Genomic DNA, 12728 nt, shown 5'->3' on the forward strand with positions numbered 1-12728 from the left:
AGGTTGGTCTTGTCTGGATTCTTACCAGAAGTTGCGAACGACCTTCCACTCACCTCTTCGCTGCAAAGTGATACAACCCACCCAGAAGCCACTCCGACTATTTAGGAAGACTCAATCCTCTATTTCCACTCAAGAAAGTTTTCTTCTCATGGTGCCGCTTGCGGCATGGGCGGCTACTTGCAAAACTGCTTCTTGGAATAGGTGACTATTCCCCATGTACACGCTGGCAATACTCAGTCAGGACGCCGCCTGTGTCTTTCGGGTGCAAAAAAGCAATCAGTTTACCATGCCCTCCAGGTCGCGGTTCTTCATCGATCAGGCGGATGCCCGCCTCTTTTGCCTCCCGCAATTTTGCGCGAATATCCGCTACGGCGTAAGCGACATGATGAATCCCTTCACCGCGTTTCTCGATAAATTTGGCAATCGGGCTGTCCGCAGAGGTGGGTTCAAGCAGTTCGATCGTACTTCCCCCCACTTGTAAAAAAACGGCACGTACCTGCTGATCGGAAATGACCTCTTCATGTACGACTTGCAAACCAAGTGTACTTTGATAAAAAGGAAGCGCTTTCTCTACGGATGTGACCGCAATTCCCAGATGATCGATCTTTTCCGGGCGCATCGCCCTTACCCCCTTCGTACATGCTCACGAATGAAATCAACCGTCACAGAAATCGGCGTACCGGGCGTAAACACGGCGGCGATACCTTCCTTTTTTAACAGCTCGACATCTTCATCCGGAATCACTCCGCCACCGATGACGAGAATATCATCCGCCCCATGTTCTCTTAATAAGCGAACAACCTGCGGAAACAACTCCATATGTGCACCGGACAACGAGCTCAAACCGATGACATCCACATCTTCCTGGATGGCGGCAGCAACGATCTGGGCCGGTGTTTGACGGAGACCAGTATAGATGACTTCCATTCCCGCGTCACGCAGACCTTGAGCAATCACAAGCGCCCCCCGGTCATGACCGTCAAGTCCCGGTTTGGCCACAAGCACACGTATCTTTCGTTCTATCATCATAGGTATCCCCTTTCGTTAACCCTATACCTTAGTTAGAACTGCGTTGGACGATATTCTCCAAAAACATCGCGGAGTGTATTACAGATTTCTCCGAGTGTTGCATATACTCTCACTGCATCAAGAATAAACGGCATCAAATTATCCTGTCCTTCAGCTGCACGTTTCAAGTCCGCCAGTTTCGTCGCCACTTGCTCGTTATTGCGACTGCTGCGCAACTCACCTAACTTCCTCGCTTGAATCCGCCCCAACTCGGGGTTCACCCTCAACAACTCCGGCTGCTTCTCATTTTCAAGAACAAATTTGTTCACGCCAACAACTACTTGTTCTCCCGATTCGATCGCCATTTGCGCCCGGTAAGCCGATTGATGGATTTCCCTCTGCATATATCCTTGTTCAACCGCTTGAACAGCACCGCCCCTCTGATCGATCTTCTCAATGTAAGCCATCACTTCACGCTCGATCTGATCGGTCAAGGATTCTACATAATACGACCCTCCAAGCGGATCGACAGTATCCGCCACACCGCTTTCATAAGCGATGATCTGCTGTGTGCGTAAAGCAATTCGCGCAGATTCTTCCGTAGGAAGCGCCAATGCTTCGTCGCGCGAATTGGTATGGAGTGACTGCGTCCCCCCCAGAACAGCCGCCAATGCTTGGATGGTGACGCGAACGATATTGTTATCCGGCTGCTGAGCCGTTAAAGTGGAGCCGCCGGTTTGCGTGTGGAAGCGCAATTGCCAGGATTTCGGATTCTTCGCTTGAAAACGCTCTCTCATCAATTTCGCCCAGATTCTCCGAGCCGCCCGAAACTTCGCGATCTCTTCAAAGAAGTTGTTATGTGCGTTGAAGAAAAATGAAAGTCTGGGTGCAAACTCATCGATCTCAAGCCCGCTGCGGAGTGCCGCTTCCACATAAGCAATCGCGTTCGATAACGTAAACGCCACTTCTTGTACTGCTGTCGATCCTGCTTCTCGAATATGATAACCAGAAATGGAAATGGTGTTCCAATGCGGAACATGTTTCGAACAATACGCAAAAATATCGGTAATCAATCGCATGGAAGGCTTCGGCGGGAAAATATAAGTTCCGCGCGCCACATACTCTTTTAAGATGTCATTCTGAATCGTGCCTTTCAAACGTTTGCTTGATACACCTTGCTTCTCGCCAACGGCGATATACATAGCCAATAGAACGGAAGCTGGCGCATTGATGGTCATCGACGTACTGACTTGATCCAAAGGTATGCCTTTAAACAGGAGCTCCATATCCTGTAACGAATCGATGGCTACTCCCACTTTCCCTACTTCTCCCTGTGCCATAGGATCATCGGAGTCGTAACCGATCTGTGTGGGTAAATCAAACGCAACTGACAAACCTGTTTGCCCCTGATCGAGCAAATAACGAAACCGGCCATTCGTTTCCTCCGCAGAACCAAAACCCGCATACTGTCTCATCGTCCAAAAGCGGGAACGGTACATGGTTGGCTGAATGCCTCGCGTATAAGGAAATTCCCCTGGGAACCCTAGTTTTTCCAAGTAATGCTCATCCGTAGATACGCCGTCATGATGCGTGTATAAACGTTTCACATCGATATCGCTCGAGGTTGTAAAAACTTTTTTTCGTTCGGGAAATTTTGCCGTCGCTTTCTCCGCTTTTTTCTCCCATTCATCATTTTTTGATAGAAAATTGGACATCTTTGTGCCCCCTCTCCCTGAATCTGACTGTCCAAAAATGAATGGTCACTCAGTATGTTTCAATTATAGCACAAATTCTTTATATTTAAGATATCGCTCAAGTTTAATTACTTATAGATATGACAAGGGGGCTTCATTCGCATGAAGCCCCCTTGAGCGGTTGTCAAAAAATATACGTACGCTTGTCATTTGACGTTACAATCAAGCCTGTGTTCCCGCTTTCTCGACTTGTTCATGCGCATGATAAGAAGAACGAACCAACGGCCCGGACTCGACGTGTTTGAATCCGCGTTTCATTCCTTCTTCTTTCAAAGCTGCAAATTCTTCAGGTGTCCAATATCGGGAGACAGGCAAATGTTTTCTTGTCGGTTGCAGGTATTGTCCGATCGTCATGATGTCGCAATCAACCGCTCGCAAATCGTCCATCGTTTGCAAAATTTCTTCCCACGTCTCACCTACACCGATCATAATACTCGATTTGGTGGGAATGTGAGGTTTCATCTCCTTCGCACGGCGAAGCAACTCAAGTGAGCGGTCATACTTAGCCTTGGAGCGGACTTTATCGGATAGGCGGCGGACGGTTTCGATGTTATGATTCAGGATATCCGGCTCTGCATCCATGACCACTTGCAAAGCATCCCAGTTGCCCATGAAATCGGGAATCAAGACTTCTACCGAACATAATGGTACCCGTTCGCGAATCGCACGGATCGTAGCAGCGAAGATGGAAGCTCCTCCGTCGGCCAAATCATCGCGGGCTACCGATGTGACTACTACGTGCCTCAACCCCATGTGTTCCACAGACTCGGCCACACGTCCTGGCTCTTCAAGATCCAATTCGGTCGGCAAACCGGATGTTACTGCACAAAAGCGACAAGCTCTCGTACAAATATTTCCAAGAATCATGAAGGTAGCCGTCCGATTGGCCCAACATTCGTAAATATTGGGACAACGCGCTTCTTCGCATACCGTGTGCAACGTATTGCCACGCATTAATTTTTTCAATTCCCGAAAATTATCTCCGGTATTGAGGTGAATCTTAAGCCACTCAGGCCGTCGACCTGGTCTTGGATTCTCATCAGTCGTTGATACCACTTGCAATTCTTCCAACAGATGCACCTCACAATCTATTAATGGTTCAGATACACGTTCTAATAGAGGCGAATGGAATCGGCGCTCATGTTCTCCAACCGCTTTTTAACCGCGGCGAGGAATTTCCCACATACCAACCCGTCCAACACGCGATGGTCAAGCGATAAGCACATATTCATCATGTGTCGGATAGCAATGGAATCATCCGGCATGATGACGGGTTTTTTCACGATCGCTTCCATCGTCAATATCGCGGCCTGCGGAGAATTGATGATCGGTTGAGAGAGAATTGAACCGAAAGCACCCGTATTATTCACCGTGAACGTTCCGCCTGACATATCGGCGGGTGTCAGTTTACCGGCCCGCGCCCGTGTCGCTAAATCATGGATGGCATGTGCGAGTCCCAATACTGATAGACGATCCGCATGGTGAATGACGGGAACAAACAATGCATCGTCACTGGCGACAGCGATTGAAATATGGATTTGCTTCTTGAGAATAATCTTATCCTCTGCCCACTCGGAATTCAAGATTGGATATTCTTTTAATGATTCGACGACCGCTTTAATGAAAAGAGGCAAATACGTAAGTGAAAATCCTTCTTTCTTCTTGAACTCGTCTTTGACTCGTTCGCGGAATCGAACCATATTTGTGACATCCACTTCCACCATCGTCCATGCATGGGGCGCCTGATGTTTGGATTCCAACATACGTTTCGCGATCGTGCGGCGAATCGGTGTGACCGGGATCGCTGTTTCATCTTCTCTTAAAGAACGGCCTGTTAACGTTTGCGCCAGTTGATTCTGGGGCTGTGCGGAAACTGTTTCCGACGGCTGAACAGTTTCATTGAACGTTATAGGTCCTGTTGCCGGTTTTGTGGGTGCCGCGACACTGGAAAGGTCTTCTTCTGTCTTGGTCAACTGCACGCGACCTGTTATTTGTCTATTTTCAAGGTAAGCGAGTACATCTTTACGCGTAATCCGCCCCCCAAGTCCCGTACCCGAAATTTCAGAAGGATCGATTCCATGTTCTTGCAACAAATGCATCACTGCTGGTGAAAAGCGCGGTCGCGCCACATCCACGCGTGAAGTTTGTTCCTTCACTCTCGAAAGTCCTTCCGTTGTAACACGCGCTTCTGCCGACTCCCCATTTTCCGCCTGAACTTCTATACTCTCATCCGCATGAACAGGCTGTTGACCCGCCTCTTCAATCTGCGCGATTGGAGTACCCACCGCTACAGTCGTTCCCTCTTCGACAAGAATTTTTGTGAGCACGCCTTCAAAATCTGAAGGTACCTCTGCATTCACTTTGTCGGTGATCACTTCGGCGATCGGCTCATATTTTTGTACAGAATCACCCACTTGTTTTAACCATTTTGCGATCGTTCCTTCGGTTACGGATTCCCCTAATTGAGGCATGAGAATCTGGGCCATGTAAATTACCTCCTGTACAGCGATTAGAAGAGGTTGTTCAATACGTTCTCTTTATGATTTGAACACACTCTAGAATTCAGCCAGTTTGCGCATAGCATCGGCAATTTTGTTGGGATTTAACATATAAAATTTCTCCAGAGGGGGCATGTAAGGCATCGCCGGAATCTCTGGACCGCAAAGCCGCGCGATCGGTGCGTCCAATTCAAACAGGGCTTCTTCGGCAATCATGGCAGAAACCTCTGCACCGATCCCCCCCACTTTATTGTCCTCGTGAACAATCAAGACTTTTCCCGTTCTGGCTGTACCTTCAAGAATCGCGTCTTTATCCAAAGGCTTGAGTGTGACCAGGTCAACGATGTGAGCGGAGATTCCTTCTTTCGCTACGATATCGGCCGCTTCCAGGCAGTAATGCACCATGAGACCATAGGTAAATACAGTGATGTCCGTCCCTTCCCGTTTCACGTTCGCCTTGCCGATCGGTAGCGTATAATCCCCTTCGGGAACATCGCCCTTAATTAAACGATAACAACGTTTATGTTCAAAAAAGAGAACCGGATCCTCATCGCGAATGGCCGCTTTTAAAAGGCCCTTCACTTCATACGGGGTGGAGGGGGCAACGATCTTCAAGCCTGGGACATGATGAAATAACGCCTCCACGCTTTGCGAATGATAAAGCGCACCATGTACGCCTCCACCGTAAGGTGCGCGTATCACTAGCGGACAATCCCAATCATTGTTTGAACGATAACGGATTCTTGCCGCTTCGGAAACGATTTGATTAAACGCGGGCATAATGAAATCGGCAAACTGAATTTCGGCCACCGGACGCATCCCCGCCATTGCGGCTCCGATCGCCACACCGACGATCGCAGATTCGGCAAGAGGTGTATCCATCACTCGATCTTCACCAAATCTTTCGATCAATCCTGCTGTCGCCCGGAAAACGCCTCCTCGAACGCCCACGTCTTCCCCGAGAACAAAGACGCGAGGATCAGCCTCCATCTCTTCGGCGAGGGCTTCCGTCACTGCTTCGATATAGGACTTGATGGCCATGCTTTTCTCCCCTTTCCTCTATTCCTCTTTGTACACGTGCAGAAGCGCTGTTTCCGGTTCTGCAAAAGGCGCTTTTTCCGCCGCTTCTGTAGCCTCATTGACTTCTTTCATGATCGCGTCCTGGATTTCACGGTCAAGTTCGTCTGTCAGGATTCCTGTCTCACGCAGATATGCGGAGAAGAGAATGATCGGATCTCGTTTCTTCGCCGTCTCGACTTCCTCCCGCGAACGATAGCTGCGATCATCATCATCGGAAGAGTGGGGAACTAGGCGATAAGTCTTCGCTTCGATGAGCGTTGGCCCTTCGCCTGCTCGTGCACGTGCAACCGCTTCTTTAAACACGCGATAGACTTCAAGTACATCATTGCCGTCGACGACCACGCCTGGAAATCCGTAAGCAATTGCACGGTCAGCCACATTCTCGCAAGCAAGCTGCTTGGCTTCGGGTATCGATATCGCATATTTGTTATTCTCACAATAGAAGATGACAGGAAGCTTATGAACGCCGGCGAAATTGCAGGCCTCATGAAAATCTCCCTGGTTCGTCGAACCTTCACCGAGGGACGTGAAAGCCACCGACTTTTCTCCGCGAAGCTTTCCGGCAAGCGCAAACCCTACTGCATGGGGAACCTGGGTCGCCACTGGTGAAGAGCCTGTGACGATATGGAATCTCTTGCCGCCATAGTGTCCGGGCATCTGCCGTCCGCCCGAATTGGGATCCCCCGGTTTGGCGAAAGCGGAATACATGATATCAGTAGCCGTTTGTCCGAAGACCAAAACGATACCCAGATCACGATAATACGGACACATCCAGTCCAAATTCCTGTCAAATGCGAAAGCCGCTCCCACCTGTGCAGCCTCTTGTCCCTGACACGAAATGACGAACGGAATTTTGCCCGCGCGGTTCAAGATCCACATCCGTTCATCGAGCCGACGTGCTAGCAGCATATATCTGTACATCTCAAGCACTTGCTCTCGCGTTAACCCCAGTTCTTCATGCTTATAAGTCATTCCACTTCCTCCTTTACGCATAATGGATCGCAATCCCATCGACAGCGAGTGCCGCTTCCCCGATCGCTTCCGAAAGTGTCGGATGCGGATGAATGGCGATACCGACTTCCCAGGGGGTCGCATCGAGCAATTTTGCAAGACCGGCTTCCGAAATGAGATCCGTCACATGGGATCCGATCATATGCACTCCGATCAGATCATTCGTTTGCGCATTGGCCACCATTTTGACGAAACCGTCAACTTCCCCGTTGACCAGCGCTTTTCCAATCGCCCGGAAAGGGAATTTACCTACTTTAACATCGATTCCTTTTTCCCTTGCCTCTTTTTCCGTCAATCCTACCGAAGCCACTTCAGGCCGTGAATAGGTACATTTCGGAACTTGCGTGTAATCGAGAGGATGAGGATTTTTTCCCGCGATCGTTTCGACAGCAATGATTCCCTCATGGGAAGCGACATGTGCCAATTGCAAACCTCCGATCACATCCCCGATCGCAAAAATATTCGCCTCTTTCGTACGGTAATATGGATCCACTTTGATAAACCCGCGCTCCACTTCAACTTCTGTCGCTTCCAATCCGATGTCATCTACGATTGCTTCTCGTCCGACCGCCACCAAGATTTTTTCAGCCGCAAGAGCTTCCGTCTGACCATTTCGTTCCACGGAAATCGCCACATGGCCGTCACGATGTTCCAATGTTTCCGGCAGCACTTTCGTTCCCGTCATGAGTTTGATCTTGCGTTTTTTGAAATTCCTTTCAAGCTCAGCAGCCACGTCCTCGTCTTCTAAAGGTAAAATCTGAGGCATATACTCAACGAGCGTTACTTCCGTTCCAAAATCAGCCAACATAGAAGCCCACTCCACACCGATCGCACCTGCGCCGATGATGATGACCGACTTCGGAATCTCACTGAGTTCCAGCGCTTCATCTGAAGTGATCACCGCCCGCCCGTCGATGTGTAAACCTGGAAGCGTTTTTGGCCGTGATCCTGTCGCGATGATCACATGGCCCGGATTGAGAATTTCCGTTTCCCCGTTCTCTTTTTCCACACGAACGGCCCCTGCGCGAGGCGAAAAGATGGATGGCCCCATCACCCTTCCTGTACCTTGAATCACATCAACCTTGTTTTGTTTCAGAAGGTGTTGCACGCCTTTATGAAGTTGTCCGACGATTTTTGATTTTCGCTCCATCACTTTTGAAAAGTCGAGCTTCACATCCGGAGCCATAATACCAAATTCTTCTGACTTTTTCATGGTGTTGTAGAGTTCCGCACTTTTAAGTAACGCTTTTGAGGGTATGCACCCCCTATGCAAACAGGTTCCGCCCACTTTATCCCTTTCTACCAGCGCGACTTTAAGCCCTAACTGCGCGGCACGGATGGCTGCTACATAGCCACCCGTGCCTCCGCCGATCACAACGATGTCATACTGTTCCGCCATGTATGAACTCCCCTTTGTGCCGCAGATATGATCACTTCAGAAGATTCTTTTCCGTGCGAATAAACGAAGAACGAACACGTCTCATTTGTTCAATGCGCTCTTCCGCCATGCGGTCGGCTGCCTTGTATGTCGGAATGCCGTCGCGTTTAGCGATCTCATATACGTTCAACATGATGTTGTAGATATTTTCCACTTTCTTTTGCGCTCTTTCTGCGTTGTACCCTTCCAGTTCATCGGCGACATTGATGACTCCGCCTGCGTTGATCACGTAATCTGGAGCGTAGAGTATCCCTTTCTCATGCAAGATATCCCCATGCCGTTCTTCCTTTAACTGATTGTTGGCCGAACCGGCAACGATCTGACATTTTAATTGCGGGATCGTTTCATCATTAATGATCGCTCCCAATGCGCAAGGAGCGAAAATATCACACTCCACGCCGAAAATATCGTTCGGAGCGACCGCTTCCGCATGGAATTCCTCAACCACTCGCTTCACGTTTTCGTCATTAATATCGGTCACAATGAGTTTAGCACCTGCATCATGCAAATGTTTGCAAAGATAGTACCCTACGTTCCCTACCCCTTGAACCGCTACCTTTTTATTTTCGAGCAAATCGGTTCCGAACACTTCCTTCGCGGACGCCTGGATCCCGCGGAATACGCCCAGTGCTGTCATCGGAGACGGATTGCCGGAAGAACCGTACGTTTGTGATACACCTGTCACATAATTGGTTTCCTGATGGATAATGTCCATATCCGTAACAGTTGTACCGACATCTTCCGCAGTGATATACCGTCCGTTGAGACTTTCCACATAGCGGCCTAACGCACGGAACAACGCTTCCGACTTGTCGGTGCGCGGATTACCGATGACAACCGTCTTGCCGCCTCCGAGATTCAAACCTGCAGCCGCATTCTTATAAGTCATTCCGCGTGCGAGACGCAGAGCATCTACAATCGCATCCTCTTCTGAAGCGTATGTCCACATGCGGCAACCGCCAAGTGCAGGTCCGAGCGTGGTATCATGTATGGCTATAATCGCTTTCAAGCCTGAAGCTTCATCATGGCAAAACACCAATTGTTCATAATCGTATGTTTGCATGTACTCGAAAATTTTCATGTGTAGAGTCCTCCTTGCAAATCGATACTCTTTTTTGATGACCAGGTACTAGGACTTCCTCTCACCATTTTTCAGCATACCACGTTTTCACTCCAAAAGAAAGCAAAGCCATCCAAGAAGTGTCAACGTGATCATGCCTTTCTTTCACGCAGAATATTTATTTGCAAACGGCATGCCAAAAACAGCCGGTTCATCCAACGGGGATTTTTCGACAAATGTAATGTTCCCCCGTTTTTATATATGCATTTTTTTGCATGGTGCCTGCAGTTTTTTGCAGGCAAATTCATTCATATATTCTGTATGCCATATTTCTCGAGTTTGTAATACAGACTGCGGATCGCGATCCCAAGAATTTTAGCAGCTTCCGTTTTATTCCCTTTCGTACGTTTCAGAACACGTCTGATATGAGCTTGCTCCACTTCCTCGAGTATTTCCGCTAATGTTCGCGAGCACACATGTTCTTCGTTCGCAATTTGTTCTTTCTGTACACTCGGAGAATCGTCTTCTTTTTTTCTCTCTGGCGGAAGATCCGGCAAGTGATGAGGTTCGATCACAGTTTCCGTAAACTGCATATTGATGATCGCCCGTCCCAACACATTCTCCAATTCTCGAACATTCCCCGGCCAATGATAGGCCATCATGCGTGCGATCGCGCCTTCCGATAGTTTCTCCACATTCCGCCCATATTCTTGGTTAAATTTCTGAATCAGTTTGTGAGCGATCGGCACGATATCTTCTTTGCGATAACGCAAAGAAGGGATGATGATCGGCAACACGTTCAGACGATAATAAAGATCTTCACGGAACGTTCCTCGCTGAATCGCCCTTTCCAGATTGACATTGGTCGCAGCGATGACGCGGACGTTTACGGGAATCGCTTGCGATGATCCCACGCGTACGATTTCCTTTTCTTGCAGGACGCGCAAGATCTTGGCTTGTGTACTCATCGTAAGTTCACCGATTTCGTCCAGAAAAATCGTTCCGCCAGACGCTTCTTCAAACAATCCTTTCTTTCCGCCGCGTCTCGCTCCTGTGAAAGCGCCTTCAACATATCCGAACAATTCGCTCTCGAGCAGGGTCTCGGATATTGCGGCACAATTCACGCGGACGAATTGTTTATATTTGCGCGCTGAAGCGTTGTGAATCGCGTGCGCGAACAACTCTTTTCCCGTTCCCGATTCGCCGCGCAATAGAACAGTGGCCGACGTGTTTGCCGCGATGCGCGCCTGTTCCAATGCCATCACCATTTCGGCGGATGAGCCAATGATGTCGTCAAACGTGTATTTCGCCTGTAGTGTGCGGATCAATTGCTTTGCCTTATCCAGTTCATCCGACAGCATCTTGATTTCCGACATATCATGAATGACACCCACGGAGCCTTTTAAAACCCCATCGACGATGATCGGTGCCACATTCACTATGACATCTCGCCGTTTGGGGCCCACTTTCATATGAACACCCCTTACAGGCTGCTGGGTTTTCAAGACACGCAGGTGCATGGATTCACCTTCCGCGATATCCACCGTAGCCGGTTTGCCGATCACATCCTGTTCTTTCAGGCCTGTCAGGCGCGTATAAGCAGGATTGATCAAGATCCCATGCCCTTTTTCATCGACAACGGAAATCGCGTCATGGGTCGAACTGATGATCGCTTCCAGCATCGAGCGCATCTCTTTTAAATTGGTGACTTCTTCAGCCAGGGCTAGTACTTCCGTTACATCGCGAAAAACAGCAACCGCCCCGACGATCGTACCGTTTTCATCACGAACGGGAACGCGATTGGTGATGATCCGGTTGTCGTGCAAAACTTGCAATTGATTGATTTCGGGAACACCCGTTTCCAAAACGATATGCAAGCGGGAATTCGGTATTTTGTCTCTGACTAAATAACCGATGACTTCGTGCGCTTTCAAGCCGGTTAATCGTTCCGCGGCCGCGTTGAAGAGAGTGATGACTCCGTCCGCATTCACAGCGATCATCGCATCATGCGTAGAGTTTAAAATGACATCCAGCTCTTTGCGCTGCAAAGATAAACGGTGAATCAACGCCTCTTTTTCATCGATCAACGACATGATTAAGGAAGCTACCGTCCCAGGGATCAAAATCGCACGGGGTGGTTTTTTCTCTAAGATTTCCTCATACACGTCCATCTTTCCGGTAGCTTCGATAATCATATCCACATCGTTCGTTAAGAAGTCGGTAAAATCCCTTCCTGTCATGATTCCCATTTTTCTCGCTAGGCGCAATCCGGGTGCCTCTTCATTCACATCCACGATCGCGATCACTTGTACTTTGGCGAGATTGCGAAAGGCGCGAAGCACGGCAGAACCGCCTTTGCCTGCACCGACGATCAAGATACGTATCGCTTTCATCTTCGTAGTCTCCTCGCGTTTTTTCAATTCAAATGGTTCGCTCATGCTTTTGCAAATCCTTTTTTGAATGATCAGGAATGTGTATGCAACAATCATACGTATCAATAATAACAGCAATTGTAGAAGAAAGGGGGAAACCCCGGTTTCACATGATAACCGGGGGACTGTATGGCGCGTATCATGTCCTGGAGCATCCTGACCGCGATCTTCCTCATCGCCGGTTACGGTTTGAATCTTCTGCGAGATGCATTGATGGATAAATTAAGCGATCCCCAAACGGTCATCTGGTGGCGTGTACTGCTCGGTTTTCTGCTCATGTCTAGCGGAATTTCTTACCTTGGCGGTTTTATCTATTATCGTGACAAAAAACGGGGAAATGTCAAAAAACCGGCTTGGGTGTTACGGAAGAATACAGAGATTGATAAAAGGGGATATTTTGATCATTCGGAAGAAAAAAGAGTGCGATGACAAAAGAATTCGCACTCT

The 12728-nt window shown here is 48.8% G+C and carries 11 protein-coding genes; 1 reads left to right on the forward strand and 10 read right to left on the reverse strand.

Going from position 1 to position 12728, the window contains the following annotated elements:
* Positions 1 to 205: 205 nt before the first annotated feature.
* The 10 genes from mce to DNHGIG_RS19730 form a co-directional block, all read right to left on the reverse strand.
* Positions 206 to 619 (reverse strand): methylmalonyl-CoA epimerase, encoded by a 414-nt coding sequence (gene mce, locus DNHGIG_RS19685; protein ID WP_282201194.1) that lies wholly within the window; start codon positions 617 to 619, stop codon positions 206 to 208.
* Positions 620 to 624: 5 nt separating this feature from the next.
* Positions 625 to 1026, reverse strand: coding sequence for a cobalamin B12-binding domain-containing protein (locus tag DNHGIG_RS19690; protein ID WP_282201195.1), 402 nt, complete (start codon positions 1024 to 1026; stop codon positions 625 to 627).
* Positions 1027 to 1061: 35 nt separating this feature from the next.
* Positions 1062 to 2723, reverse strand: a complete 1662-nt coding sequence (locus DNHGIG_RS19695; protein ID WP_282201196.1) for an acyl-CoA mutase large subunit family protein — start codon at positions 2721 to 2723, stop codon at positions 1062 to 1064.
* Between the two features lie 201 nt (positions 2724 to 2924).
* A complete protein-coding gene (gene lipA / locus DNHGIG_RS19700; RefSeq protein ID WP_439647786.1) occupies positions 2925 to 3824 on the reverse strand; it encodes a lipoyl synthase in 900 nt (299 codons plus the stop codon).
* Between the two features lie 50 nt (positions 3825 to 3874).
* Entirely contained in the window at positions 3875 to 5248 is a 1374-nt protein-coding gene (locus DNHGIG_RS19705) for a dihydrolipoamide acetyltransferase family protein (protein WP_282201198.1), read from the reverse strand.
* Between the two features lie 69 nt (positions 5249 to 5317).
* Positions 5318 to 6301, reverse strand: a complete 984-nt coding sequence (locus DNHGIG_RS19710) for an alpha-ketoacid dehydrogenase subunit beta (protein WP_282201199.1) — start codon at positions 6299 to 6301, stop codon at positions 5318 to 5320.
* A gap of 18 nt (positions 6302 to 6319) precedes the next feature.
* Positions 6320 to 7312 (reverse strand): thiamine pyrophosphate-dependent dehydrogenase E1 component subunit alpha, encoded by a 993-nt coding sequence (locus DNHGIG_RS19715; protein WP_282201200.1) that lies wholly within the window; start codon positions 7310 to 7312, stop codon positions 6320 to 6322.
* A 13-nt stretch (positions 7313 to 7325) separates the two neighbouring features.
* Entirely contained in the window at positions 7326 to 8750 is a 1425-nt protein-coding gene (gene lpdA, locus DNHGIG_RS19720; protein WP_282201201.1) for a dihydrolipoyl dehydrogenase, read from the reverse strand.
* 31 nt (positions 8751 to 8781) lie between these two features.
* Positions 8782 to 9870, reverse strand: a complete 1089-nt coding sequence (locus DNHGIG_RS19725) for a Glu/Leu/Phe/Val family dehydrogenase (RefSeq protein WP_282201202.1) — start codon at positions 9868 to 9870, stop codon at positions 8782 to 8784.
* Between the two features lie 287 nt (positions 9871 to 10157).
* A complete protein-coding gene (locus tag DNHGIG_RS19730; protein ID WP_282201203.1) occupies positions 10158 to 12242 on the reverse strand; it encodes a sigma-54 interaction domain-containing protein in 2085 nt (694 codons plus the stop codon).
* A gap of 168 nt (positions 12243 to 12410) precedes the next feature.
* Between DNHGIG_RS19730 and DNHGIG_RS19735 the strand changes: the two genes are divergently transcribed.
* Positions 12411 to 12710, forward strand: coding sequence for a DUF2627 family protein (locus DNHGIG_RS19735; RefSeq protein ID WP_282201204.1), 300 nt, complete (start codon positions 12411 to 12413; stop codon positions 12708 to 12710).
* Positions 12711 to 12728: the final 18 nt, after the last annotated feature.

This window comes from Collibacillus ludicampi (assembly GCF_023705585.1).
GTDB lineage: Bacteria > Bacillota > Bacilli > Tumebacillales > BOQE01 > Collibacillus > Collibacillus ludicampi.